Origin of the sequence: Micromonospora sp. CA-263727, from assembly GCF_050942455.1 — a bacterium.
GTDB lineage: Bacteria > Actinomycetota > Actinomycetes > Mycobacteriales > Micromonosporaceae > Micromonospora.
The window spans coordinates 1,671,674-1,697,044 of sequence record NZ_CP192031.1 but is presented as its reverse complement, the minus strand read 5'-3'; the positions used below and the strand labels follow the sequence as shown (position 1 = coordinate 1,697,044).

General features: G+C 72.9%; 25 protein-coding genes and 3 pseudogenes. 5 read left to right on the top strand and 23 right to left on the bottom strand.

All coding sequences use genetic code 11. The features are described 5' to 3' along the window. Nucleotides 1-67: 67 nt before the first annotated feature. From tsf to ACQPYA_RS07800, 3 genes are all read right to left on the bottom strand, one after another. Nucleotides 68-895: a translation elongation factor Ts gene (gene tsf, locus ACQPYA_RS07810; protein WP_433531963.1), complete on the bottom strand. Its 828-nt coding sequence runs from the start codon at nucleotides 893-895 to the stop codon at nucleotides 68-70. Nucleotides 896-1,030: 135 nt separating this feature from the next. Beyond that, complete coding sequence (gene rpsB / locus ACQPYA_RS07805) at nucleotides 1,031-1,873, bottom strand: 30S ribosomal protein S2 (RefSeq protein WP_433531962.1); 843 nt, start codon at nucleotides 1,871-1,873, stop codon at nucleotides 1,031-1,033. A gap of 323 nt (nucleotides 1,874-2,196) precedes the next feature. Then, a complete protein-coding gene (locus tag ACQPYA_RS07800; protein ID WP_433531961.1) occupies nucleotides 2,197-3,081 on the bottom strand; it encodes a hypothetical protein in 885 nt (294 codons plus the stop codon). Nucleotides 3,082-3,384: 303 nt separating this feature from the next. Between ACQPYA_RS07800 and ACQPYA_RS07795 the strand changes: the two genes are divergently transcribed. The 5 genes and pseudogenes from ACQPYA_RS07795 to ACQPYA_RS07775 all read left to right on the top strand — a co-directional run bounded on the left by ACQPYA_RS07795 (nucleotide 3,385) and on the right by ACQPYA_RS07775 (nucleotide 9,111). Continuing rightward, on the top strand, nucleotides 3,385-3,744 hold the full coding sequence (locus tag ACQPYA_RS07795) for a YraN family protein (protein ID WP_433531960.1): 360 nt from the start codon (nucleotides 3,385-3,387) through the stop codon (nucleotides 3,742-3,744). Further along, nucleotides 3,744-5,261 carry a YifB family Mg chelatase-like AAA ATPase gene (locus ACQPYA_RS07790; protein WP_433531959.1) on the top strand — a complete coding sequence of 506 codons (1,518 nt, stop codon included), beginning with the start codon at nucleotides 3,744-3,746 and terminating at the stop codon, nucleotides 5,259-5,261. The genes ACQPYA_RS07795 and ACQPYA_RS07790 overlap by 1 nt, the downstream gene beginning before the upstream one ends. Before the next feature lie 76 nt (nucleotides 5,262-5,337). After that, nucleotides 5,338-6,528 (top strand): DNA-processing protein DprA, encoded by a 1,191-nt coding sequence (locus ACQPYA_RS07785; protein WP_433531958.1) that lies wholly within the window; start codon nucleotides 5,338-5,340, stop codon nucleotides 6,526-6,528. A gap of 190 nt (nucleotides 6,529-6,718) precedes the next feature. Further along, a pseudogene (locus tag ACQPYA_RS07780) lies at nucleotides 6,719-7,791 on the top strand (tyrosine recombinase XerC). Nucleotides 7,792-7,929: 138 nt separating this feature from the next. Next, nucleotides 7,930-9,111: an aminotransferase class V-fold PLP-dependent enzyme gene (locus ACQPYA_RS07775; RefSeq protein ID WP_433531957.1), complete on the top strand. Its 1,182-nt coding sequence runs from the start codon at nucleotides 7,930-7,932 to the stop codon at nucleotides 9,109-9,111. Between the two features lie 124 nt (nucleotides 9,112-9,235). On the opposite strand, the pseudogene ACQPYA_RS07770 reads toward ACQPYA_RS07775, so the two are convergent. The 20 genes and pseudogenes from ACQPYA_RS07770 to ACQPYA_RS07675 all read right to left on the bottom strand — a co-directional run. Beyond that, a pseudogene (locus ACQPYA_RS07770) lies at nucleotides 9,236-9,862 on the bottom strand (murein hydrolase activator EnvC family protein); the annotation flags it as partial. Nucleotides 9,863-10,066: 204 nt separating this feature from the next. Further along, nucleotides 10,067-10,390 (bottom strand): DUF2469 domain-containing protein, encoded by a 324-nt coding sequence (locus ACQPYA_RS07765; RefSeq protein ID WP_011905215.1) that lies wholly within the window; start codon nucleotides 10,388-10,390, stop codon nucleotides 10,067-10,069. Then, nucleotides 10,387-11,199, bottom strand: coding sequence for a ribonuclease HII (locus tag ACQPYA_RS07760; RefSeq protein WP_433531956.1), 813 nt, complete (start codon nucleotides 11,197-11,199; stop codon nucleotides 10,387-10,389). The genes ACQPYA_RS07765 and ACQPYA_RS07760 overlap by 4 nt, the downstream gene beginning before the upstream one ends. Then, a complete protein-coding gene (locus ACQPYA_RS07755; RefSeq protein ID WP_433531955.1) occupies nucleotides 11,193-11,771 on the bottom strand; it encodes an NUDIX hydrolase in 579 nt (192 codons plus the stop codon). Before ACQPYA_RS07755 ends, ACQPYA_RS07760 begins: the two co-directional genes overlap by 7 nt. 8 nt (nucleotides 11,772-11,779) lie before the next feature. After that, complete coding sequence (gene lepB / locus ACQPYA_RS07750; protein WP_433531954.1) at nucleotides 11,780-12,415, bottom strand: signal peptidase I; 636 nt, start codon at nucleotides 12,413-12,415, stop codon at nucleotides 11,780-11,782. Between the two features lie 9 nt (nucleotides 12,416-12,424). Beyond that, nucleotides 12,425-13,299 (bottom strand): annotated as a pseudogene (gene lepB / locus ACQPYA_RS07745) (signal peptidase I). 183 nt (nucleotides 13,300-13,482) lie between these two features. After that, nucleotides 13,483-13,839: a 50S ribosomal protein L19 gene (rplS, locus tag ACQPYA_RS07740; protein ID WP_013732104.1), complete on the bottom strand. Its 357-nt coding sequence runs from the start codon at nucleotides 13,837-13,839 to the stop codon at nucleotides 13,483-13,485. Nucleotides 13,840-13,983: 144 nt separating this feature from the next. Further along, the gene (gene trmD / locus ACQPYA_RS07735) at nucleotides 13,984-14,757 is read right to left on the bottom strand and encodes a tRNA (guanosine(37)-N1)-methyltransferase TrmD (RefSeq protein ID WP_433531953.1); all 774 of its coding nucleotides are present in this window, start codon (nucleotides 14,755-14,757) and stop codon (nucleotides 13,984-13,986) included. A 17-nt stretch (nucleotides 14,758-14,774) separates the two neighbouring features. Next, complete coding sequence (rimM, locus tag ACQPYA_RS07730; protein ID WP_433531952.1) at nucleotides 14,775-15,338, bottom strand: ribosome maturation factor RimM; 564 nt, start codon at nucleotides 15,336-15,338, stop codon at nucleotides 14,775-14,777. Then, a complete protein-coding gene (locus ACQPYA_RS07725) occupies nucleotides 15,338-15,598 on the bottom strand; it encodes an RNA-binding protein (RefSeq protein WP_175440282.1) in 261 nt (86 codons plus the stop codon). Before ACQPYA_RS07725 ends, rimM begins: the two co-directional genes overlap by 1 nt. Then, nucleotides 15,573-16,025, bottom strand: coding sequence for a 30S ribosomal protein S16 (rpsP, locus tag ACQPYA_RS07720; RefSeq protein WP_433531951.1), 453 nt, complete (start codon nucleotides 16,023-16,025; stop codon nucleotides 15,573-15,575). Before rpsP ends, ACQPYA_RS07725 begins: the two co-directional genes overlap by 26 nt. Before the next feature lie 292 nt (nucleotides 16,026-16,317). Next, nucleotides 16,318-16,965 (bottom strand): DUF402 domain-containing protein, encoded by a 648-nt coding sequence (locus tag ACQPYA_RS07715; protein WP_433531950.1) that lies wholly within the window; start codon nucleotides 16,963-16,965, stop codon nucleotides 16,318-16,320. A gap of 106 nt (nucleotides 16,966-17,071) precedes the next feature. Next, nucleotides 17,072-18,478: a proline--tRNA ligase gene (gene proS / locus ACQPYA_RS07710; protein WP_433531949.1), complete on the bottom strand. Its 1,407-nt coding sequence runs from the start codon at nucleotides 18,476-18,478 to the stop codon at nucleotides 17,072-17,074. A 111-nt stretch (nucleotides 18,479-18,589) separates the two neighbouring features. Beyond that, nucleotides 18,590-19,681, bottom strand: coding sequence for an amidohydrolase family protein (locus tag ACQPYA_RS07705; protein ID WP_433531948.1), 1,092 nt, complete (start codon nucleotides 19,679-19,681; stop codon nucleotides 18,590-18,592). Between the two features lie 18 nt (nucleotides 19,682-19,699). Then, nucleotides 19,700-19,852 (bottom strand): hypothetical protein, encoded by a 153-nt coding sequence (locus tag ACQPYA_RS07700; protein ID WP_433531947.1) that lies wholly within the window; start codon nucleotides 19,850-19,852, stop codon nucleotides 19,700-19,702. Nucleotides 19,853-19,854: 2 nt separating this feature from the next. After that, nucleotides 19,855-21,402, bottom strand: a complete 1,548-nt coding sequence (gene ffh / locus ACQPYA_RS07695) for a signal recognition particle protein (protein WP_433531946.1) — start codon at nucleotides 21,400-21,402, stop codon at nucleotides 19,855-19,857. A gap of 160 nt (nucleotides 21,403-21,562) precedes the next feature. After that, nucleotides 21,563-22,219: a response regulator transcription factor gene (locus ACQPYA_RS07690; protein ID WP_433531945.1), complete on the bottom strand. Its 657-nt coding sequence runs from the start codon at nucleotides 22,217-22,219 to the stop codon at nucleotides 21,563-21,565. Beyond that, nucleotides 22,216-23,343: a sensor histidine kinase gene (locus ACQPYA_RS07685; RefSeq protein WP_433531944.1), complete on the bottom strand. Its 1,128-nt coding sequence runs from the start codon at nucleotides 23,341-23,343 to the stop codon at nucleotides 22,216-22,218. The genes ACQPYA_RS07690 and ACQPYA_RS07685 overlap by 4 nt, the downstream gene beginning before the upstream one ends. A gap of 177 nt (nucleotides 23,344-23,520) precedes the next feature. After that, nucleotides 23,521-24,342, bottom strand: coding sequence for an ABC transporter permease (locus ACQPYA_RS07680; RefSeq protein ID WP_433531943.1), 822 nt, complete (start codon nucleotides 24,340-24,342; stop codon nucleotides 23,521-23,523). Further along, nucleotides 24,332-25,231, bottom strand: a complete 900-nt coding sequence (locus tag ACQPYA_RS07675; protein ID WP_433531942.1) for an ABC transporter ATP-binding protein — start codon at nucleotides 25,229-25,231, stop codon at nucleotides 24,332-24,334. Before ACQPYA_RS07675 ends, ACQPYA_RS07680 begins: the two co-directional genes overlap by 11 nt. Nucleotides 25,232-25,371: the final 140 nt, after the last annotated feature.

Here is a 25,371-nt window from a genome sequence, read left to right as displayed (position 1 = left end):
CACCGGCGGCCTCCTCGTCTCGTGGTTGCTCAGCCCACGGGCGCGGCGTGCGCGCCCGGCGGGCGGCTCAGGCCTGGCCGACCTCGAACCGCACGAAGCGGGTGACCTCGATGCCGGCCTCCGCCAGCACCTGCTTCACCGTCTTCTTGTTGTCGGTGACCGACGACTGCTCCAGCAGGACGAAGTCCTTGAAGAAGGAGTTGACCCGGCCCTCGACGATCTTCGGCAGGGCGGCCTCGGGCTTGTTCTCCTCGCGGGCGGTCTGCTCGGCGATGCGCCGCTCGGACTCGACGACCTCGGCCGGCACCTCGTCCCGGGTGAGGTACTGCGGGCGCATCGCGGCGATCTGCATGGCCGCACCGCGCGCGTCGGCGTCGCCCGCCTCGTCGCTCTTGCCGGTGTACTGCACCAGCACGCCGACCGCCGGGGGCAGATCCTGGGCCTTGCGGTGCAGGTAGACCGCGACGGTGCCGTCGAGGTTGACGAAGCGGTTCAGCACCAGCTTCTCGCCGATCTTGGCGGACTGCTCCTGGACCAGGTCGGCCACCGTACGACCGTCGAGCTCGCTGGCGAGCAGCTCCTCGGCGGTGCTCACGCCCGAGCGCTCGCCGTGCTCGACCAGCTGCTGGGCCAGCGTGATGAAGGCGTCGTTCTTGGCGACGAAGTCGGTCTCGCAGTTGAGTTCGAGCAGCGCCTGGCCGGAGTGGGCGATCAGGCCGTTGGCGGTGGTGCGCCCGGCCCGCTTGCCGACGTCCTTGGCGCCCTTGACGCGCAGGATCTCGACGGCCTTGTCGAAGTCGCCCTCGGCCTCGGTCAGGGCCTTCTTGCTGTCCATCATGCCGGCGCCGGTCAGGTCGCGGAGCTTCTTGACATCCGCGGCGGTGATCTGGGACATGGCTCTCTCTTCGGTATTGAGACTGCGATGGAATGGTCTGGGGTGACGGTTACCCGATTCCGGGAGGTTCGTGCCCTGCCTACCCGCCGCCGGCCACCATCAGCGAAACGGACGGTGGCCGGGCGGCGGCGGAGATCACTGCCCGGCGGCGGCCGCCGGCTGCTCGGCCGGCTCCTGCTCGTCGGCCGCCTTCTTCGGCTCCTCCAGCAGCTCGCGCTCCCACTCGGCCAGCGGCTCGTCGGTGGCGACGCCCGCCTCCGGCTTCTCGTCGCCGCCCCGGCGACGACCGGAACGGGCGATCAGGCCGTCGGCGACGGCGGCGGCGACGACCCGGGTCAGCAGCTCGGCCGAACGGATCGCGTCGTCGTTGCCCGGGATCGGGAAGTCGACCTCGTCCGGGTCGCAGTTGGTGTCGAGCACGGCGATCACCGGGATGCCCAGCTTGCGGGCCTCGTCGACGGCGATGTGCTCCTTCTTGGTGTCGACCACCCAGATCGCGGCCGGCAGCTTCTGCATGTCCCGCAGGCCACCCAGGGTGCGGGTCAGCTTGATCTTCTCGCGGGAGAGCTGCAGGGTCTCCTTCTTGGTGTAACCGGCGGCGGTGCCGCTCAGGTCACCCAGCGCCTCCAGCTCCTTCATCCGCTGGAGCCGCTTGTACACCGTCTGGAAGTTGGTCAGCATGCCACCGAGCCAGCGGTGGTTGACGTACGGCTGGCCGACCCGGGTCGCCTGCTCGGAGATCGCCTCCTGGGCCTGCTTCTTGGTGCCGACGAAGAGGATGCTGCCGCCCTCGGCCACCGTGTTGCGCACGAAGTCGTACGCCTTCTCGATGTAGTCGAGGGTCTGGCGCAGGTCGATGATGTAGATGCCGTTACGCTCGGTAAAGATGAAGCGCTTCATCTTCGGGTTCCAGCGCCGGGTCTGGTGCCCGAAGTGAACACCACTTTCCAGCAGCTGACGCATGGTCACGACGGCCATGGTTTCGTACTCCTTGCGGTCCCTGGTTGTCTCGCCCGGCCGGCGGCCGGGCGCCTGGTGCCCGGACGCCGGCCATGATGGGCCCGACCAGGTCGGGACCAGGGAGGCCGCCGCCCCACGACGACTCGTGGAAAAGGCACGCGAGGTCGACCGCCGACGGCGGTCGCCAGTCGACCAGTGTACGCGCTCCCCCCACCACCCCACCTCCGGGTGTAAGGAAGGGCCCCCTCTTAACGCCTCGTGTAGAGAAAGGGCCCCCTGTTAACACCTCGGGGTGCCGACCGGCGTGACGCGACGGCTCGCCCGTCGGCGGCCGGGTCAGCTCAGCCGGCGGCGAGGGCGGCGACGAGGAAGAGCGCCAGACCCACGGTCAGGTACGCGGTCGGCGGCCGCAGCCAGCCCCGTGCCCCGTCGGTCAGCGAGAACCCGGTGGTCCGCAGCCCGTACAGGCCGGCTGCGAAGATCGGCAGACCGCAGACCAGGAACGTGCCCACCAGCACGTCGGCGGCGGAGACCGGATCCGCGGTCGCCCCGTGCAACAGCACCCGCAGGGCCGGCACCTCGAAGATCACGACCAGCGCGGCGAAGAGCACGGCGAGCACCGGCCGCCGGGTCCGGTAGACCCCGTCGCCGACCGGCAGCCCGGCCGGCGCACCGACCTGGTACCCGGACCCGGCCTCCCCCGCCGGCAGGTCGCTCCGGAGGGTCACCGGCGGTATCGGCCCGGTCGGCTGCTCCAGCGGGCTCGCCGGCTCCGACTCCCGTTTGGTCCCGACGATCGGATAACCGGCCAGGGGCGCGGACCGGATCGGGTCGCCAGCCAGGGACGCCGACCGGATCGGGTCGCCGGCCAGCGGATCCGCGCCAGGGGTCGGGCTCGCCTCCCGGGCGGCGCGGCGACCGGGACGATCAGCGGGCAGTTCGCCGGAGACCTCCGGATCTCCTGATTCGGCACGCCGCGCCCGCGATGCCCGGTAACGCTCGGTCTCCAGCGGCGAGTCACCGAGCGGGTCGGTCGGCCCGAAGCGTCGCGGCGAGGCGTACCGGTCGTCGTCATCGCTCCGTTGCTCGGGAGCCACTCGCGGCTCGTCGTCGCGGTAGCGCGCCTCCGCCGCGCCACCCCACTCCGGATCGCCGTAGCCACGGTCGCGTTCGCCCGGGTACCAGCGCGACTCCTGATCATCGGCAAAGCTGCGTCGTCCATCCACGCCCGGCACCGTATGCGACCGGCCAGCCGGCCGCCATCCGGCCCCGGACCAGGCCAGAGGCCATCAGGCCAATTCGACCGGGTACGGAGAGTAAGAGGCGGATTCGTCGCCCCGGCCCGTGTCGAAATCCGCAGTCGAGCCGAGGCGGAATCCAGACGACGATCCGGCCAGGCGGCCGGGGACTTCGACACAGGGCCTAGCACATTCGGGCATGATCGTGTGTTCGTCCACAGCACCGTCGGTCGTCCACAGGTTGGGCCGACCGGGTCGCCTGCGCGCCGCGCACGGACCAGGGTTCCGGTCATGACCAAGCGGAACCAGGCGGTCGGCGGGTACGGCGAACGGTGTGCCGTCCGACACCTGATCGAGGCGGGACTGCGGCCGGTGGCCCGGAACTGGCGCTGCCCTTCTGGAGAGATCGACATCATCGCCTGGGACGGGCCGGTGCTCGCCTTCTGCGAGGTGAAGACGCGCCGCACCACGAGCTTCGGCACGCCCGCGGAGGCCGTGGTGCGACGCAAGGCACGCCGGCTGCGCAGGCTCGCCGCCGCCTGGCTGGCGGCCACCGGCACCACCGTCGACGAGGTCCGCTTCGACGTCATCTCGGTGCTGCTGCCCCGCATCGGCCGGGCCCGCGTCGAGCACCTCAAGGGCGCGTTCTGATGAGCTACGCCCGAGTGCTCTGTGTCGGCCTGGTCGGGGTGACCGGCCACCTGGTGGAGGTGGAGGCGGACCTCGCCGCCGGGCTGCCCGGGGTGGTCATCTCCGGGCTGCCCGACACCGCCCTGCACGAGGCCCGGGACCGGGTCCGCGCCGCGGTGGTCAACTCCGGCCAGCGGTGGCCCAACCGGCGGATCACCCTCAACCTGCTGCCGGCCACCCTGCCGAAGTACGGCTCGGCGTTCGACCTGGCCATCGCGGTGGCGCTGCTCGGCGGCTCGGGCGAGTTGCCGCTGCTGCCGCTGGAGGGGGTGGTGGTCCTGGGTGAGCTGGGCCTGGACGGCACTGTGCGACCGGTCCGGGGTGTACTGCCGATGGTCGCCACGGCGGCACAGGCCGGCGTCGAACGGGTGATCGTGCCGGTCGGCAACGCCGCCGAGGCCGCCGTCGTGCCCGGGGTGCGGGTTCGGGGCGTGGACACCCTGCACCGTCTGGTCGGCTTCGTACGCGACGGCGAGCCGCTGCTCGAACCGCCGACCGACGCCCCGCCCCCGACCGCGCCCGGAGCGGACCTGGCCGACGTCGCCGGGCAGGGCCTCGGCCGGCGGGCTCTGGAGGTGGCCGCCGCCGGTGGGCACCATCTGGCGCTGATCGGTCCGCCGGGCGCCGGCAAGACCATGCTCGCCGAGCGCCTGCCGTCGATCCTGCCGGCGCTGGACGACGACGCCGCGTTGGAGGTCACCGCGCTGCACTCGATCGCGGGCCTGCTGCCGGCCGGCGGCCAGCTGATCCGCCGGCCGCCGTTCCAGGCCCCCCATCACACCGCGACCGTTCCGTCCATCGTCGGCGGCGGGCCGGGGCTGGCCCGTCCCGGTGCGATCTCGCTCGCCCACCGTGGGGTGCTCTTCCTCGACGAGGCGCCCGAGTTCGGCAAGCCGGCGCTGGAGGCGCTGCGCCAGCCGTTGGAGCACGGCCGGGTGCTGCTGACCCGCAGCCGGGGCAGCGCCGAATATCCGGCCAACGCACAGCTGGTGATCGCCGCGAACCCGTGCCCGTGCGCGAATCCGGCGGGGGACGACCGCTGTGAGTGCGCTCCGCTGGCCCGTCGCCGCTACCTTGGCCGGCTCTCCGGCCCCCTGCTCGATCGGATCGACCTACAGGTACGGCTGCCGCCGATGCGCGCGGCCGAGCTGATGGAGACGGCCGCCCACGAGTCCTCCACGGTGGTCGCCGCACGGGTGGTCGCGGCCCGCCAGGCGGCGGCCCGACGCTGGGCCGCGCTGGGCCGACGGCTCAACGCCGAGATTCCCGGGCCGTACCTGCGCCGGTCGCCGTGGCGGCTACCCGCCGGGGACACCGCCGACCTGCGGGCCCGGCTCGACTCCGGCTCGCTCTCCGCCCGCGGCTTCGACCGTGTCATCCGGCTCGCCTGGACGATCGCCGACCTGGACGGCCGGGCCCGGCCCGACAGAGGCGACGTCGGCGAGGCCATCGCGCTCCGGACGGGGGAAGGCACATGAGCGAGTGTCAGCGAGTGAATCGTCAGTTCGGTGCGGTGGCGCCTCATGACGGCACGGAGCGTATCGGAGTGCGGTCATGAGCAGGCACGAGGAGTCGACGCTGGCCCGGGTGGCGTTGACCTGGCTGGCCGAGCCGGGCACCCGGTCGGTGTACCACCTGGTCGACGAACTCGGCCCGGTGGCCGCGCTGGAGCTGCTGCTCGACGGCGGGGCGCCGCAGGAAGGGCTCCGCGACGCCGTGGCGGCGCGCAGCCAGGCCGGGGACGCGCGGGCGGTCGCCGCCGAGGCGCTGCGCTGCGCCGACCGGCTCCGGGTCCGCGTCGTCACCCCGGGCGACGACGAGTGGCCGGTGACGGTCGAGCAGCTGCGCTGCCTTCACCTGCGCCTGCCCGGCACGCGGCGGCGGGTCGACATCGAGACCGCGCCGCCGCTCTGCTTCTGGGTACGCGGCCCGTGGCCGCTGGCCGAGGCGCTGGAACGGTCGGTGGCGGTGGTGGGGGCGCGAGCCGCCACGTCGTACGGCACTCATGTCGCCACCGACCTGGGCTATGGCCTGGCCGACCGGGACTGGACCGTCGTCTCCGGGGGCGCATTCGGCATCGACGCCGCCGCGCATCGCGGTGCGCTGAACGCGGGCGGCCGGACTGTCGCGGTGCTCGCCTGCGGGGTGGACCGCCCCTACCCGATGGGCAACGCGGCGCTGTTCGACCGGATCGCCGACGTCGGCTTGCTGGTCAGCGAGTGGCCGCCGGGGGCCGACCCGCTGCGTCCCCGCTTCCTCATCCGCAACCGGGTGATCGCCGCGGCCACCCGGGGCACCGTGCTGGTGGAGGCGGCGGCCCGCAGTGGCGCGACCCAGACCACCCGGCGGGCCATCGCCCTGAACCGGCCGGCGATGGTGGTGCCGGGGCCGGTCACCTCGGCGATGTCGGTCGGTGCCCACGAGTTGCTGCGCGAGCAGCCGGAGGCTCGGCTGGTCACGAACCTCGCGCAGGTGCTGGAGGAGGTGGGCCGGATCGGCGAGCTGGCCCCGGTGCCGCGCGGCCCGGATCGGCCCACCGACCTGCTCGACGACGAGGCGCGGTCGATCGTGGAGGCGCTGCCCCGGCGCGGTGGAGTCGGTGTGGACGCGCTCGCCGCGCGGGCCGGCCTGGCCGTCCGGACGGTGCTGCGCAAGCTGTCCATGCTGGAGGAGCTGTCCCTGGTGGTGCGCCGCGACGACGGCTACGCCCTGGCCCCGCCGTCGATCCGGGCCGGCCGGCCGTAGGCTGGGATCCGTGCGGGAAACGGGTGCGCTACGGGATACCACCGGTGCGCCGCCGGATACCGATCCGCCGCGGCATGCCGCTGAACCGCGGGACACCGGTGCGCCGCGGGACAACACCGGTCCGCCGCAGGACACCGGTGCGCCGCGGGTTACGGGTGCGCAGGGCCGGGACGCCCGCGGCACGCGAGCCGTGCACGCGGCGCTGCCCGAGCCGTTTCGGGACGCGGTGGACGAGTTCGCCCGCCACCTGGCCTCGGTGCGCAACCGCTCGGAGCACACCGTGCGGGCGTACGTCGCCGATCTGGTGTCACTGCTGGATCACGCCCAGCGGATGGGCTGCACCGAGCTGGCCGAGCTGAGCCTCGACACGGTACGCAGCTGGTTGGCCCGGCAACGGACGATGGGCGCGGCCCGCGCCTCGCTGGCCCGGCGGGCGGCGGCGGCACGGACGTTCAGCGCCTGGGCCCACCGCGGCGGGCGGTTGCCCACCGACGTCGCCGCCACGCTGGCCAGCCCCGCCGGCGGCAGAGCCTGCCCACCGTGCTCCGCGCCGACCAGGCGGCGGCGCTCGTCGAGGCACCGACCGCCGGTACGGCCGCCGGCACCGGTCCCCGGGACGAGGCCGCCGGTCGCCGGCAGGGCCCACCGCAGCGGCAGCCGCAGCCGGGTGATGTTGAAGGTAAGGGCGGCGACCGTCGCCATGGTTCCCCGACAGTCGCCGCAACTGCCGGGGCCGGCACGTCCGATCGCGGGTCCGAGGCGGTGCTGCTGCGCGACCGGGTGTTGCTCGAACTGCTCTACGGCACCGGGGCACGGGTCAGCGAGGTGTGCGGTCTCGACGTGGCCGACGTCGACCACGCCCGGCGGGTGGTCCGGGTCCACGGCAAGGGCGGGCGGGAGCGGACGGTGCCGTACGGCTTGCCCGCCCAGCGAGCCCTCGACGACTGGTTGCGGCAGGGGCGGCCGGTGCTGGCGGTGCCCGACTCCGGCGACGCGCTGCTGCTCGGCGCCCGGGGCGGCCGGCTGCATCCGACAACCGCCCGGCGGATCGTCGGCGGGTACGCCGAAGCGGCCGGTCTGCCCAGCACCAGTCCACACGCGCTGCGCCACTCCGCCGCCACCCATCTGCTCGAAGGCGGCGCAGACCTACGGGCGGTGCAGGAGTTGCTGGGTCACTCGTCGTTGGCCAGCACGCAGATCTACACCCATGTCTCGATGGAGCGGCTACGGGCCGCGTACCGGCAGGCCCACCCCCGCGCCTGAGCGGCTGTCGGGAAACCCGGGGCGAGCGCCGCATGCCGCGAGGCTTCCCGACAGTCTCTGGACGACACACTCTCTGGACGACATGACCGCCCGGCGATAGCCGCCGAGGCGAGGCCGGCCGGCGGTTACGATCATCGGGTGAGCGTCCCGCCGCCACCCGAGCCGATCACGGGGGCCCGCCTGCTCTTCTCCCTCGACCCGGCGGTGAGCCACCTCAACCACGGCTCCTTCGGCGCGGTGCCGATCGTCGCGCAGCGGGCCCAGCAGCGGTTGCGCGACGAGATGGAGGCCGATCCGCTGCGCTTCTTCACCCAGGGGCTGGCGGACCGGATCACGCACACCCGCCGGCACCTGGCCGGGTTCCTCGGCGCCGACCCGGACGGCACCGCCCTGACCACGAACGCCACCACCGGCGTGGCGGTGGTGCTCCAGTCGCTGGGACTGCGCCCCGGCGACGAGGTGCTCACCACCGAGCACGGCTATGGCGCCGTCGAGTTCTCGATCCGCCGCGAATGCCGGCGCACCGGGGCGACGCACCGGGTCCTGCGGGTGCCGCTGGCCGCCACCGACGAGGAGGTCGTGCAGATCGTGCGGTCCGGGCTGCGTCCGGGCCGTACCCGCTTGCTCGTCGTCGACCAGCTCACCTCGGCCACGGCCCGGTTGTTCCCGGTCGCGGCGCTGGTCGGGGTGGCCCGGGAACACGGGGTGTCGGTGCTGGTCGACGCCGCGCACGCGCCGGGCATGCTGCCGGCGACAGTGCAGAGCATCGGAGCCGACTTCTGGGTGGGCAACCTGCACAAGTGGGGGTACGCCCCGCGCGGCACCGCCGTGCTGGTGGTGGCACCGCCGTGGCGGGAGCGGATCGAGCCGGTGGTGGTCTCGTGGGAGCAGGAGGCGGGCTTCCCGGGCCGGCTGGAGTGGCAGGCGACGATGGACTACACCGCCTGGCTGAGCGCCCCGGCGGGGCTCTACGCCCTGCGTAGCCTGGGCGTCGACCGGGTACGCGCGCACAATGCGGCACTGGCCGCGTACGGCCAGCGGGTGCTGGGGGACGCGCTCGGCGTGCCACCGACCGACCTGCCCGACCCCGGCGGACCCACGGTCGCCATGCGGATCGTCCCGTTGCCGGCGGGTCTCGCCACCACCCTGGACGCGGCGCGGGCGTTGCGGGCCCGGATCGCCGAGCGGCTCGCCACGCAGGTGGCGGTCAACGCCTGGGACGGGCGCGGCTGGCTGCGGCTCTGCGGCCAGGTGTACAACTCGCCCGACGAGTACGAGCGGCTCGCCGTCCGGCTGCCCCCGCTGCTCGCCCAGCGGTGAGCGGGCCAGGCCGCACGGCACCGCCGACCGCCCCGACCTCGCCGATCGGACCGGCACGGCCGGCCGCCCCGACCTTGCCGATCGCACGGGCCTCGCCGATCGCCCCGGCCGCTTGGACCTCGCCGAGCGGCAGCAGGCGGGCCCGGCCGAGACCGAGCAGGGCCAGCGGGTCGAGGTACTCCGGCCCCTGGCGCAGCCCCCAGTGCAGGCAGGCCGTCCCGGGGCAGCCCACGTGCCCGGGAAGCAGGTCGCCCAGCGCCGCTCCGGCCGGCAGCACGGTGCCTGCGGTGACCGCCGGCTGGACCGGTTCGTAGGTGGTCCGCAGCCCGTCGGCATGCCCAACGGAGATCACCGGTCGGCCGGCGACCATGCCGGCGTAGAGGACCGTGCCGGCGCCGGCCGCCCGGATCGTCGCGCCGGTCGGCGCGAGCAGGTCGACCCCACGGTGCCCGGACAGCCACGGCCGGGGCGGCGGGTCGAACCGGCGTACCGGACGCGGCACGCCGTCCACCGGCCACCGGAACGGCCCGGCGGTGGCCGCGACCGGGCTTCGTCGCACGCCCGTCAGCAGAGCCGGCGGCCGATCCGGCAGCCGGTCCGGCGGTCGATCCCACACCCGATCCGGTGTCCGATGCCGCATCAGGCCCGGCGGCCGGTCGGACATCGCCGCCGCGGTCGAACCCGTCGGCGGCAGTACGAGCAGCGCGAGGCCGCAGAGCGCCCCACGCAGTGGCAGCAACGGTGTACGCATGCCGCCGAGCCTGCCGGGCTGGACCCGGCATCCGCCGCCCCGGACCGCTCGGCTGTGGACAACTGAACGCGCTGTGGACAGGCCCCGCAGGAAGAGATGATCTGTTAAGGCGTTACCGACCGGGGAGGCCGATCGCGCCTTTGTGGACGGATGACGGCGGGTGGGGGTCCGCCGGCGACGCCCGCCGGGGCGCGGGTACGCGGGTCAGCTGCCGAAGCCGGAGTCGGCGGGGAGGGAGATGTCCGGCTTCTCCAACTCCTCGACGTTGACATCCTTGAATGTCATTACTCGTACATTTTTCACGAACCGGGCAGGGCGGTACATGTCCCAGACCCAGGCGTCGTGCATCTCGACCTCGAAGTAGACCTCGCCGTCGGAGTTGCGTACGTGCAGGTCGACCTGGTTGGCCAGGTAGAACCGGCGCTCGGTCTCCACCACGTAGGAAAACTGGCGGACGATGTCGCGGTACTCCCGGTAGAGCTGGAGCTCCATCTCTGTCTCGTACTTTTCGAGATCTTCCGCGCTCATCCCACTCCGCCTTCCATGACCACATCTTCCCCCACCGGCGCCGAAGGCCGAGGCTGCTCGCCCAACGCCACGCCGACGGTACCCCCTGCGGCGCCTGAGCGCTCCATCGGCTCGTCCGGCCCGACGCTCGGCGGCCGACGCGAGCGAGGTGGGCGGCCGTCCCGACCGGAGACGGCGGCCACGTTGACGTAGGAGAACCGGTGTTCCCGGCACGGTCCGTGTTCACGTAGTGCCGCGGTGTGCTCCGCGGTGATGTACCCCTTGTGCTCGGCGAAGCCGTAGCCGGGATGCTCGGCGTCCAGTTCTACCATGATCCGGTCCCGGGTGACCTTGGCCAGCACGCTCGCCGCCGCCACGCAGGCGGCCACCTGGTCGCCCTTCCACACCGCCAGCCCGGGCACGTCCAGCCCGTCCACGCCGAACCCGTCGGTCAGCACGTACTCCGGCCGGACCGTCAGCGAGGCCAACGCCCGTCGCATCGCCGCCAGGTTGCACACGTGCAGCCCGCGGGCGTCGACCTCCTCGGCCGGGATGACCACCACGGCGTACGCCAGGGCGCGCGCGACGACCTCGTCATGGATCCGCTCCCGGCTGGCCGGAGTGAGCAGCTTGGAGTCGGCCAGGCCGTCGATCTCGCCGCGCCGCCCCTCCGGCAGCATCGCGGCGGCGGCCACCAGCGGCCCGGCGCAGGCGCCCCGGCCGGCCTCGTCGGCACCGGCGACGTGCCGGAAGCCACGCCGTTGCAGGGCCCGCTCCAGCGCGTAGAGCCCCGCCTCGCGGCGGACCACGGTGCGCGGCGGGGTCAGCACGCCGAACCCCGGGCCACCGCCGGGTCACCGGTACCCGCCGGGTCACCGGCCAGCGCCGCGTCCTCGGCCAGCACGGGGTTGCCGGCCAGCGCACGGGCCAGCACCGCCGCCAGGTCGGCCGGGTAGCAGCGTTCCTCGGTGCCACCCAGTTCCTCCGCCGACCACCACCGGTGGCTGTCCACGCTGCTCCGCTCGACGTCGCTGAAGCCGGTCGTGTCGACCTCGTGCGCCGCCACCCGCACCAGGAAGAACTGCTGCTCCTGGCGATACCACACGCCGTCGAACGAGAACTCCGTCAGGTCGGTGTGCACCGGCTCGCCGACCTCCGACGCCGTCACCCGCAACCCGGTCTCCTCCGCCAGCTCACGTGCCGCGCCCTCGGCGTACGTCTCACCCGGATCCAGGCCACCGCCGGGGGTGAACCACCAGCGTCCATGCTCGGGACGGGCCGGGTCGACGCCGCGGAACAGCAGTAACCGACCGGCCGCGTCGACCAGGAGCACGCGGGCGGCGCGCCTCGGGGTGTAGACCGTCACCGCACCAGACTGCCAGACGCCGACGACAACGCCCACGCCCCCGGTCAGGGTTTGGGGATCGCCTCGAACTGCTCGGGCACGCTCAGCAGGGTGGCCCGGTCGACCGGCCAGAAGATCGTGAAGGCCCGACCGACGACGTCCTTCTCGGGAATGGTGGCCGAGGTGATGTTCTGCCCGGACTGCTGGTAGTGCTCCAGTGAGTCGCCGGAGGCGGAGCGGTGGTCACCCATCACCCAGAGCCGGCCGTCGGGCACCGTGACGTCGAACTCCTGGTCCGCCGGCTTGTCCCGGTGGCCGTCGACCGAGAAGATGTACGGCTCGTCCAGCGACACACCGTTGATCACCAGCCGGTCCTGGTCGTCGCAGCAGACCACCCGGTCGCCACCGACACCGATCACCCGCTTGATGAAGTCCTCCCCCGACGGGTTGCCACTCCACTCCACCGGCGCCTTGAAGACGATCACCTCGCCGCGGTGCGGTGAACGGAAGTTGTAGACCAGCTTGTTGACCAGCACCCGATCGTCGATCTTGAGGGTGTTCTCCATGGACGGCGAGGGGATGAAGAAGGTCTGCAGTACGAAGGCGCGTACCAGTACCGCGACCACGATCGCCACCCCGAGGAGGATGGGTAGTTCCTTCCAGAAGGAATGGCGCGACTTGTCGGTCTGCTCGTCAATCACGGAAGGAGCCTACGTTGCCCGGCTGGACGCCACCGTCCGGAACGCGCGAGAGCGGACAACGCGGCGGTAACCGGAAGGAGCAGGGCCACACCGCCGTCGGGCGTGGGTCGTACCGGCGGAGCGGCGCCACCGGCGGCGGTGGACGGTGGCGCGACGCTGGCGAAGGTCTCGGGCACCGGCAGTGAGTGCCAGCGGTCGGAGGGCCAGACCACCGCGAAGGCCCGTCCCACCACGTTCTCGATCGGGACCGGGCCCTGGCAGCGGGCGTCCTGCGAGACCAGCCGGTGGTCGCCGAGCACGAACATCTGGCCGGGCGGGACCACGATCTCCTCGAACCGCCGGGACCGGCACTCGTCCGGGTTCGGCGGAAGGTCCAGCGGGGAGTCCCGCAGGACGTACGCCGACTCGTCCAGCGGGGTGCCGTTGACCAGCACCCGCCCCTGGTCGTCGCAGCAGCTCACCCGGTCGCCGGGCAGGCCGATCACGCGCTTGATGAAGTCCTTCTCGCCGGGGCGGCTCAGGCCGACCAGGTCGCCGACGGTACGACCGAGCTTGTCGGCGAAGCCCGTGGCCGGCTGCGCGTCGACCTGCGGAACCCACTGGTCGGTGCCCCGGAAGACCACCACCTCGCCGCGCTGCGGATCCCGCACGTTGTAGACGACCTTGTTGACCAGGACCCGGTCACCGACGAGCAGGGTGTCCTCCATCGACCCGGAGGGGATGAAGAACGCCTGAAGGAGGAAGGTGCGGATCAGCACCGCGAGGCAGAAGGCGACGATGAGCAGCAGCGGCAGTTCCTGCCAGAGCGGCATCTGCGGCTTGCCGCGCCGGGTGCGTCGCCGCCACGGATCGACCGCGCCGCTGTCGTCAAGCGCCTGTACCACGCCTACTCCCCGGTCCGCAGAAACGACTACCGCCCGGAAGCCTCGTCGAGGCTCCCCGGGCGGTAGTGGAGGTCACCCGCCACGCCGGGCGGGTGACCGCCCTGCTGCGCCCGTACGACCAGGGTAGTGCGATCTGGCCAGTACGGCATACGCGCAGCTTGGGCGGCGTGGCGCAACGCGAGGTCAGCTCGGCTGCTTCTCGCGCAGCTCCTTGATCTTGGCCTTCTTGCCCCGCAGCTCACGCAGGTAGTAGAGCTTGGCGCGGCGCACGTCGCCGCGGGTCACGACCTCGATCCGGTCGATCGCCGGGCTGTTGATCGGGTAGGTCCGCTCGACACCGACGCCGAAGCTGAGCTTGCGGACGGTGAAGGTCTCGCGCAGTCCGTCACCCTGGCGGCGGATGACGACGCCCTGGAAGATCTGGACCCGGGACCGGTTACCCTCGACCACCCGGGCGTGCACCTTGACGGTGTCACCGGCACGGAAGTCGGGGAGGTCGGTGCGCTTCGACTGGGCGTCAAGGGCGTCCAGGATGTTCATCGCGGTGTCCTCGGGAGGCTCACGGCGCACCGTCACTCGGTGCGCGAACGGGTGATACTGATCCCCGGATGGCGGCCGACACAAACCGACCCCGGTCGGGGATCCTCGCAGCCGTCCACGGCGCAGACGACTGCGGCAACCCCTCTACTTTGCCATATCCGATCCGGGCAGCTGAAATCCGGCCCGACCCAACGCCGCGACGTCCCGTTTGTCCAGGCTCTCCCGGTCCAGCGCGGTGAGCATGTCGGGCCGGCGGTGGCCGGTCCGGGCCAACGCCTCGTCCCGGCGCCAACGGGCGATCCGGCCATGGTCACCGGAGCGGAGCACCTCCGGCACGTCCAACCCCCGCCAGGTCGCCGGCTTGGTGTACATCGGCGCCTCCAGCAGCCCGTGCGCGTGCGACTCCTCGGCCAGCGAGCCGGCGTTGCCGAGCACCCCCGGCAGCAGCCGGGTCACCGCCTCCAGGATCACCAGCACCGCGACCTCGCCGCCGAAGAGCACGTAGTCGCCGAGGCTGACCTCGGTGACCGGCATCCGGGTCGCCGCGTGGTCGAGCACCCGCTGGTCGATCCCCTCGTACCGGCCGCAGGCGAAGAGCAGGTGCGGCTCGGCGGCCAGTTCGTACGCCAACGCCTGGGTGAACGGCACGCCGGCCGGGGACGGCACCAGCAGCCGCGGCGGGGTCAGCTCCGCCGGGGCCAGGGCATCGAGCGCCTCGCCCCACGGCTCGGGCCGCATCACCATGCCGGGACCGCCGCCGTACGGGGTGTCGTCGACGGTGCGGTGCACGTCGTGGGTCCAGTCGCGCAGATCGTGTACGGCCAGCCGCACCGTGCCGTTGGCCCGGGCCCGGCCGACCAGCGACAGGTCCAGCGGGGCGAAGTACTCCGGGAAGATCGACACGATGTCGACGCGCATCAGGGGTGCTCCGCGGACTAGAGGTCGAGCAGGCCGGCGGGCGGGTCGACCACCACGCGGCCACCGGCGAGATCGACCTCGGGGACGATCGCCCTGACGAACGGGATCAACGCGGTACGCCCCTCGGGACGCCGCAGCACCAGCAGGTCGGAGGCGGGAGCGTGGTCGATCCGGGCCACCTCGCCCAACCGCTCGCCGGCCGGCGTGACCACGGCCAGCCCCACCAGCTGATGATCGTGGAACTCCTCCGGATCCTCCGGTGCGGCCACGTCGGCGCTGTCGACGGTGACCAGGGTGCCGCGCAACGCCTCCGCGACGTCGCGGTCCAGCACCCCCTCGAAGGCGACCAGCAGTCGCCCCTGGTGCCAGCGGGCCGCCTCCACGGTCAGCTCGTCGGGCGCCTCGTAGCGCACTCCGGAGCCGGCCACCGGCTCCGGAATGCCCCGGGGGTTCACCCCCGGCATCGTGCGCAACACCATGCCGGGGGCGAACCGCGTCTCGGGCTCATCGGTACGCACCTCCACGGTGACCTCACCGCGGATGCCGTGCGGCTTGCCGATCCTGCCGACGATGAGCTGCATCAGTACGAGTCGACGATGTCGACGCGTACGCCACGCCCACCGATGGAGCCGATCACCTGGCGCAGCGCCTTGGCGGTCCGACCGGACCGCCCGATCACGGTGCCCAGGTCCTCGGGGTGCACGCGGACCTCCAGCCGCTTGCCCCGACGGGAGTCGACCATCCGGACGCGTACGTCGTCGGGGTGGTCGACGATGCCCTTGACCAGGTGCTCCAACGCCGGCCGCAGCGCCATGTCAGGCCTGCTCGCCGGAGTCCGCAGCGGCCGGCTCCTCGGCCTTCGGCGCCTCGGCCTCGGCAGCCTTGGCGGCCTTCTTCGCCGGCTTGGCCGGGGGGGTGTCGGCCACGCCCGCGGCGGCCTTCGCCTCGGCCTCGTAGGCGGCCTTGCGGTCGGCCCGCTCGGGGGCGACCTTCAGCGGCGGCGGAGCCGGCAGGCCCTTGAACTTCTGCCAGTCGCCGGTCAGTTCCAGCAGCCGCTGCACCGCCTCGCTCGGCTGGGCACCGACGGAGAGCCAGTACTGGACCCGCTCCGACTTGACCTCGATCACCGAAGGGTCCTCCTTCGGCTGGTAGATCCCGACGAACTCGATCGCCCGCCCGTCGCGCTTGGTACGCGAGTCGGCGATGACGATGCGGTACTGCGGGTTGCGGATCTTGCCCATCCGCAGGAGCCGGATCTTTACGGCCACGGTTGTTTCGCTCCTGTTGCGATCTCACCGGCCCGACACGGGCGGTGTGCATGGGTGAACGTCGACCGGCACAGTGGGGTTGGGCCGGAAACCGCTCGGGTGGACTGGCGACGCGCCCGGGTTAGAGGGCGCCGGGCACGCGCCGGATACCAGCCAGCCATTCTGCCAGATCCACCCCGGATCCCTCGCACCGGACCACCCCGGGTCACCCGGAAGCCTCTGGACGTGACGGAAAACACACCAGCACGGTGACGGATCCAGGTCGCGGGCGGCCCCGGCTGGCTGGCGGGGGTCAGCGGACCGGCGGGCGGTCCCAGCCGTCGGGGAGCCGTTCCGGGGTGCCCCACCCCGGCGGCGGGGTGAACTCGCACCAACTGCCGTCGAACGGGAATCCCCCGGCCTCGGCGACGGCGATCACCCGCTTCCCCTCGGCCCGGACGGCCGACTCGTCCGCCACCCAGTAGTGCTCGGGAAAGGCCAGCCGCTCGACGAACTCCTCCTCGTCCTTCCACTGCCAGCTGCGATCCGGGTGAACCCACACGTCGAGATCCTGGTCCACCATGTCGACGCCGGCCAGCCCGCCGTCGTCCCATCGCACGGCGGGCTCCTCCAGGTTGACGTACCAACCGATGAAGCGGCCCCGCGCGTCGCGGAACCACCAGACGGAGTGGGCCGCCCCGGCGGGCAGGAACTTCAGCAGCGGCGGGCCGTTCCACCGGCCCTCCGCCAGGCGGTACGTCGGGGTGAGCCACTCGTGGAACGGGACCGCCCGCATGCCGAGCCCGGCCTCGTTCACCTCACCGGCCACCGGTGACCCCTCGGCCACCCAGAGCACCAGGCCCCGCTCGTCGTCGCTGACCACCCGGGCGGGCCGGACCCACCCGATCCGCCCCCGCCGCACGTTGCGGTGCACCACCAACCGGCCCGGCTCGAACCTCACGCCCCGGACCCTACCCGCCGCCAGCCGGCACGCACGGCAACGGCAAGCCGTTAGGAGGGGGCCCCTTTACTACCGCAGGCGTTAATAGGGGGCCCTTCCTTACACCTCAGTAGGCGCGGGCGAGGATGGCGGTGAGGTCGGGTTCGTCCTCGGTGTCGGGGACGGAGCCGTCGGCGCGGACCAGGCAGCGGACGGTCACGCCCTGGCCGTTGGCCTTCGCCTCGCCCTCCACGCCGACCGCCGACCACGGCACCCGGGCCCAGCCGGTCACCGTCGCCTCCAACGCCTCGTCCAGGGTCGCCACGTCGACGGTGCGCGACGTGCGGAAGGCCAGCGCCTGGTCGTGCAGGGCCTGCTGGTCGGCGTCGAGGGCGGCGAGCACCGCACCGACCACGTCCGCCACCGGCACCGGCGACTTCGAGCCGTCGGTACGCCGGACCACGACCGCGTTGCCGGCGGCCAGGTCGCGGGGGCCGACCTCGACGCGTACCGGGTAGCCGCGCAGCTCGGCGTCGACGGCCCGGCGGCCGAACGGGGTGTCGGTGCGGTCGTCGAGCGCGACCCGGACCCCGGCGTCCCGCAGCGCGTCGCGCAGCTTGGCCGCCGCCTCGGTGACCCCGTCGCCGTCCTTGACCACCATGACGTACGCCTGCACCGGCGCCAGCCGCGGCGGCACCCGCAGCCCGTTGTCGTCGCCGTGGCACATGATCAGGCCGCCGAGCATCCGGGTCGAGGTGCCCCAGGAGGTCGTCCAGGCGAGTTCCCGGCCGCCCTCGGCCGAGGAGTAGCTGATGTCGAACGCCTTGGCGAAGTTCTGCCCGAGTTCGTGGCTGGTGCCGAGCTGCAACGCCTTGCCGTCACCCATCATGCCTTCGCAGGTGTACGTGGCGGTCGCCCCGGCGAAGCGCTCCCGGGTGGTCTTGAGACCGACCACCACCGGGATGCCGATCACGTTGACCATCAGGTCCTCGTACGCCTCGTGCAGGATCTTGCGCGCGTAGGCGCGGGCGTCCTCACGCGAGGCGTGCGCGGTGTGCCCCTCCTGCCAGAGGAACTCGCTGGTGCGCAGGAAGACCCGCGGGCGCAGCTCCCAGCGGACCACGTTGGCCCACTGGTTGAGCAGCAGCGGCAGGTCGCGGTACGAGTCGATCCACTTGGCCATGAACTCGCCGATGACCGTCTCGCTGGTGGGGCGCACCACGACCGGCTCGGCCAGCTGCTTGCCGCCACCGTGGGTGACCACCGCCAGCTCCGGCGAGAAGCCCTCGACGTGCTCGGCCTCGCGCTTGAGGTAGCTCTCCGGGATGAACAGCGGGAAGTACGCGTTCTCCGCGCCGGCCGCCTTGATCCGGTCGTCCATCTCGGCCTGCATCCGCTCCCAGATGGCATAGCCGGCCGGTCGGATCACCATGGTCCCCCGCACCGGCCCGTTGTCGGCCAGCTTCGCCTTGGCGATCAGGTCCTGGTACCACCGAGGAAAGTCCTCGGCCCGGGGAGTAAGCACACGCGCCATAACCGCACATCCTATTCACCCCACCGCCCCCACCGCGCCGCGCCCCGCCAGCACAGTTGATCATGAAGCTGTTGTCGCCCGGTCCGGCGTGTCGCCACGACAACTTCATGATCAACGGGGTGGGGCGGGGAGGGGGTGGCCGCGGAGGATCAGGCGGGTGGGGGTGCGGAGGACGGTCAGGTCCTGGCGGGGATCTTTGGGGTAGATGGCCAGGTCGGCCAGGCCGCCTTCGGTGAGGCCGGGAAGGCCCAGCCAGGCGCGGGCGGCCCAGGAGCCGGCGGCGAGGACGTCCAGCCTGCTCATGCCGGCCTGCTCGTGCAGCAGGAGCATCTCCTCGACGGCGAGGCCGTGGTCGATGCCGCCGCCGGCGTCGGTGCCCACGTAGATCGGCACCCCGGCCTCGTACGCGGCCCGCACCACCTGCGGGAACCGGTCGCGCAGGGCGAGCATGTGGTCGGCGTACCCGGGGAACTTCGAGCGGGCCTGGTCGGCGATGTGGCCGAAGGTACGGATATTGATCATCGTGGGGACCAGCGCGGTGCCCTGCCGGGCCATCAGGTCGATCAGGTCGAGGCTCAGCCCGGTGCCGTGTTCGACCGAGTCCACCCCGGCCCGCACCATGATCTCCACGGCCGACTCGCTGAAGGTGTGCACGGCGGCGCGTGCCCCGGCGGCGTGCGCGGCGGCCACTGCGGCGGTCATCGTGTCGGCGTCCCAGGCCGGCGTCAGGTCACCGACGCCCCGGTCGATCCAGTCGCCGACCAGCTTGACCCAGCCGTTGCCGGCGGCGGCCTGCCCCGCCACGGTCGCGGCGACCTCGGCCGCCCCCACCTCCACGCCGATGTCGCGCAGGTAGCGCTTTGGCGGCGCGACGTGCCGGCCGGCGCGGGCCAGCCGCGGCAGGTCGGGCTCGTCGTCCAGTTCGGGATAGGGGAAGGGCGAGCCCGCGTCCCGGATCGCCAGCACGCCCGCATCCCGGTCGGTACGCGCCAGTGCGCGCGCCTGGTCCAGTGAGGTGATCGGCGCGCCGCCCCGGGCGATGCCGATGTGGCAGTGCGCGTCGACGAGACCCGGCAGGATGAAACCGCCGTCGGCCACCGTCTCCGCCCCGGGCGCCGGGTCGAAGGTCACCCGGTCGCCGACCAGCCACAGATCCCGGACCTCGTCGTCCGGCAGAAGTACGCCGCGCACATGCAGAGCCATGTGCACAGTCCTACCCGATCACTCCCCGTCGCGCGCGAGAAGCCCCGCCCGCCGGGCGGTCAGGGCCGGCAGGTCGACGGACACCTTCCGGGGCCGCTCGGTGACGAAGAGGTCCTCGGTCTGCGCGCCGACCTCGTGCTCGCCGCTCGGGCCCAACACGTACTCGGCCACGCTCAGCGAGGCGGCTGGCCGCCCTTGCCGAACTTGTTGAAGTCGATCTTCGGCAGCTTGAAGCCGGGCGGCAGGCCCTGCCCGGCCGCCAGGTCGTCCGGGCTCATCGCCGGGGGAAGCTGCGGCATGCCGCCCGGGAAGCCGCCCGGCATCCCGGCACCGGTACGCGGCCGACCGCCACCCTTGGTGCCCTTGCGCTTGTTCTTCGGCGACTTGGTCGCCTTGCGCCGGCCACCGGGCAGGCCCATCATGCCGCCCATCTGCTTCATCATCTTCTGCGCGTCGGTGAAGCGGTTGAGCAGCTGGTTGACGTCCATCACGGTGACGCCCGAACCGTTGGCGATCCGGGCCCGACGGGAGCCGTTGATGATCTTCGGGTTGGTGCGCTCGGCCGGGGTCATCGAGCGGATGATCGCGGTGATCCGGTCGAAGTGCTTGTCGTCCACCTCGGCGAGCTGGTCCTTCACCTGCCCCATGCCCGGCATCATGGCCAGCACGTTGGCGATCGGCCCCATCCGGCGCACCGCGATGAGCTGGTCGAGGAAGTCCTCCAGGGTGAACTGCTCGCCGCCCATCAGCTTGGCGGTCATCTTCTCCTTCTGATCGGTGTCGAAGGCCGCCTCGGCCTGCTCGATCAGAGTGAGGACGTCGCCCATGCCGAGGATCCGGCTGGCCATCCGGTCGGGGTGGAAGACGTCGAAGTCCTCCAGCTTCTCGCCGGTGGAGGCGAAGAGGATCGGCTGCCCGGTCACCTCACGGACCGACAGCGCGGCGCCACCCCGGGCGTCGCCGTCGAGCTTGGCGAGGACCACGCCGGTGATGCCGACGCCGTCGCGGAACGCCTCGGCGGTACGCACCGCGTCCTGGCCGACCATCGCGTCGATGACGAAGATGACCTCGTCCGGGTCGACCGCGTCGCGGATGTCGGCGGCCTGCCGCATCATCTCCGCGTCGATGCCGAGCCGGCCGGCGGTGTCGACGATGACGACATCCCGGGCGGCCCGCCGGGCGTGCTCGATCGACGCCTTCGCCACCTGCACCGGGTCGCCGACACCGTTACCGGGCTCCGGGGCGTACACCTCGACGCCGGCCCGGCCACCGAGCACCTGGAGCTGCCCGACGGCGTTGGGACGCTGGAGGTCGGCGGCGACCAGCAGCGGCTGGTGCCCCTGGGTCTTGAGCCAGCGGGCCAGCTTGCCGGCGAGGGTGGTCTTGCCGGAGCCCTGGAGGCCGGCGAGCATGATCACGGTCGGCGGCTGCTTGGCGAACTGGAGCCGACGCCCCTCGCCGCCGAGGACGTTGACCAGCTCCTCGTTGACAATCTTGACGATCTGCTGGGCCGGGTTGAGCGCCTGGGAGACCTCCACCCCGCGCGCCCGCTCCTTGACGTTCGCGATGAAGCCCTTGACGACCGGGAGGGCGACATCGGCCTCCAGCAGCGCGAGACGGATCTCGCGCGCCGTCGCGTCGATGTCGGCGTCGGTGAGGCGTCCCTTGCCGCGGAGCTTGGTGAAGATCCCGGAGAGGCGGTCACTCAAGGTGTCAAACACGCGAACATCCCGTTTGTCGTCATCGGCGGGCACAACAGTGCGGACGGGCCGGTGTCGTCCAGCCCACCGCTAGCGTAGCCCGCCGCCGCCGGCCCGGCCCGGCCCCGCCATACCCTCCGGCGGCCCGGCAGGCGCAGACCCCGCGCCCGGGCCCGGCCGGTCACGACCCGACCAACCCCGACTGGTACGCGAAGACCACCAGTTGCGCCCGATCCCGGGCGCCCAGCTTCACCATGGCCCGGCTGACGTGGGTACGCGCGGTGGCCGGGCTCAACACCAGCCGTTCGGCGATCTCGCTGTTGCTCAGCCCCTCGCCGACCAGCCCCACCACCTCCCGTTCCCGATCGGTGAGGGTGCCGAGGCGGGGATGCGGGCGGGGCACCCGGGCCGGCCGGTCGGCGAACTCCCGGACCACCCGCCGGGTCACCGACGGCGAGAGCAACGCCTCCCCCTCGGCAACCAGCCGGATCGCCCGCAGCAGCTCGGCCGGCCGGGTGTCCTTGGTGAGGAAGCCGCTGGCCCCGTGCCGCAACGCGTCGAAGACGTACTCGTCCAGCTCGAAGGTGGTCAGCACGATGACCCGGGTGCCGGCCAGCTCCGGATCGGCGACGATCCGCCGGGTCGCCTCGATCCCGTCGACGCCCGGCATCCGGACGTCCATCAGCACCACGTCGGGGCGTACCCGCCGGGCCAGCTCGACGACGGCGAGCCCGTCCGCCGCCTCGCCCACCACCGCGAGGTCGTCCTCGCTCTCCAGCAGGGCGCGCAGCCCGATCCGGACCAGATCCTGGTCGTCGGCGATCAGCACCGTGATCATGCGACCTCCTCCACCGGCAGTGTGGCGTACACCCGGAACCCGCCGCCGTCTGCCACACCGGCGTGGAACGTCCCGCCGAGCGCGACGACCCGTTCCCGCATGCCGGCCAGGCCGTACCCGCGGGCGGTCACCGCCGGCGTCGCCGGGCCACGGCCGGTGTCGGTCACCTCCACGGTGATCCCCTCCGGCCGGTAGCCGACCAGGACGGTCGCGGTGGCCGGACCGGCGTGCCGCAGCACGTTGGTCAGCGCCTCCTGCACCACCCGGTAGGCGGCCAGGTCGACGGCGACCGGGAGCGGACGCGGCTCCCCCGCGGTCTCGACGGTGACCGGCAGGCCGGCACCGGCCAGCCGGTCACGCAGCCGCGGCAGCTGGGCCAGGCCGGGCACCGGGGACCGCTCGTCGGTTGCCTCGTCCCGCCGGACCACCGTCAACGTCACCCGCAGCTCGTCCAGCGCCTCCTTGCTGGTCCGGCTGATCGCGGTCAGCGCCGCCTCGGCCTGTTCCGGCTTCCGGGCGAAGAGGTGCAGGGCGATCTCCGCCTGCATGTGGATCGCCGCGAGGCCGTGCCCGACCACGTCGTGCACCTCCCGGGCCACCCGCAGCCGTTCGGTGTCGGCCAGCCGCCGGGCCTCGTCCACCCGCTCGCGGGCCGCGTTCTCCCGGACCAGCCGCACCACGGTCCCCACCGCGAACGGCACCACCGCCCAGGCGGTGACCGGCATCAGGCCCGGCCAGCCGGGCGCGCGCACGCCCACGAAGACGGGGACCAGCAGGGCGGCGAGGACGACGCCGCAGGCCACCGCCGCAGGCCGCAGTGGCCGGTGCGCGGCGACCGTGTAGACCGCGACGAGGAACGAGAGCAGGATCGGCCCGTACGGGTAGCCGAGGAGCAGGTACACCACCACGGTCAGGGTGCCGGTCGCCAGTGTCAGCAGCGGCCACCGCCGCCGGACCGCCAGGGTCAGCGCCGTCGCCACGACCAGGGCGTACGCCGCCGGCCCGACGGGCACGCCCTGCCTCGCGGCGGCCCCCGCGGTGCCGAACAACCCGAACACGACCAGCACCAGGGCGAGGGCCCCGTCGACGAGGCCGCCGCGATATCCGCTCCGGTTGCGGTGCACGCCGTCCCTCCCGTCCCGCCGGCCCGATGGCGTGCCGGCCCGATGGCGCGCCGGTCCAGCCCAGTTCTCATGCCGCCAGCCCATGTCCTACACCGCTAGCCGATGTCCCCGCGCCGCTAGCCCACGTCCCACGCTGCTTGCCTAGGTCCCGTGCCACCTGCCCACGTCCCCGCGTCGCTAGCCGATGTCCCGGGCCCGCAGCAGCAGCCCGCCCAGCACCGCGAAGGCGACCAGGTAGCCGGCCAGGACCAGGGTCGCCGATCCGGCGCCGACGGTCGCCGCGACGCCCGGCGTGTCGGCCGGCGCGCCGAGCGCCGCCACCAGCGCACCGGCGTTGGGCCCGGGCAGCCCCTTCTGCGCCTCGGCGACCCAGTCGAGCAGCGGCGCGGCGACCACGGCGAGCAGGTTCTGCACCGCCAGCATCCAGACCAGCCCCAACCCGATGGGCAGCGCCACCCCGCGTAGGGCGATGGCGAGCACCGCGCCGAGCAGGGCCCAGGTCGTGGCGACGAGCCAGCCGGCACCGACCCCGGTCAACAGATCACCGGCCGCCGGCCAGCGCACCGGCTGCGACTCGGCGACCGCGATCAACGCGCTGGTCACCGCGCCGACAGCGAAGACGGCGAGCACCACCGCCAGCGCGGCGGCGGCCAGGGCGAGCAGCTTGCCGGCGTACACCTCGAACCGGGTCGGGCCCTGGGTGAGGACGGTCTTCCAGGTGCCCCAGGCGTACTCGCCGCCCACGGCGAGCACCCCGATGATCAGCAGGATCGCACCGAGGAAGACCGGCAGCCCGCCGAGCGAGTTGCCCACCAGCCGCTCCGGCAGCAGCATCGGCAGGGTCCGGTCGCTGTTCGGGCCGCCGGTGCCGCCGGCGATGCTGGCGTACGGCAGGAGATAGGTGAAGGTCAGGCCGAGCACCAGCGCGACCGCCAGCAGCAGCCAGGAGGCCGGCCGGCGGACCAGCTTGACCGACTCGGCGGACCAGCTACGCAACATCGGCCGTGCCCTTCTCGATGAGGTCGAAGAAGACCTGCTCCAGATCACGCTCGCGGGGACGCAACTCGCGGACCGCCACCCCGGCGGCGACCAGTTCGGTGTTCAGCCAGGCCGCCCGCTCCGGCTCCACCGACAGCTCCAGCCCACCGTCGACCACCCGTACCCGCTCCGCCCCGACCAGCGCCCGGACCCGGGCGGCGGCCTCGTCGACCGGATCGGCCAGCACCCGCAGGCCGGCCGCGCCGCGCAGTTGGGCGACGCTGTCCTCGGCGATCAGCCGGCCCCGGGAGATCACCCCGACCCGGTCGCAGATCTGCTCCACCTCGCCGAGCAGGTGGCTGGAGACCAGCACCGTGCAGCCGCTCGCGCCGAGCCGGCGGATCAGCATGCGCATGTCCGCCATGCCCGCCGGGTCGAGGCCGTTGGTCGGCTCGTCGAGGATCAACAGGCGCGGGTCCCGGAGCAGCGCGGCGGCCACCCCCAGCCGCTGCTTCATGCCCAACGAGTAGCCCGCGTACCGGTCGCCGGCCCGGTCGGTCAGGTCGACCAGGTCGAGCACCAGCGCGACCCGGTCGCCGCCGACTCCGGCGTAACGGGCGAGCACCCGCAGGTTCTCCCGACCGGACAGGTACGGGTAGAAGGCCGGTCCCTCGATCAGCGCGCCGACCCCGGCGAGCCGGCCGGCACCGGGCGTCCGGCCGAACAGCCGGACCGTCCCGGCGGTGGGCCGGACCAGCCCGAGCAGCATCCGCAGGGTGGTGGTCTTGCCGGCGCCGTTGGGACCGAGGAAGCCGTACACCTCCCCGGGCCGGACGGTCAGGTCGAGATCGCGTACGGCGACCACGCCGCCGTACCGTTTGCTGAGCCCTTCGGTCTGCACTGGCGTCATGCCCGCAAGCGTGCCGGGGCGCGGGTCGAGGCACGTCGCCCGCCGAGCGGCATCGCACCTACGCTCCGCTACGTACGCCGACCGCCCCATCCACCGCGCCCGGTGTTAGGAGGGGGCCCCTTTACTACCGCAGGCGTTAA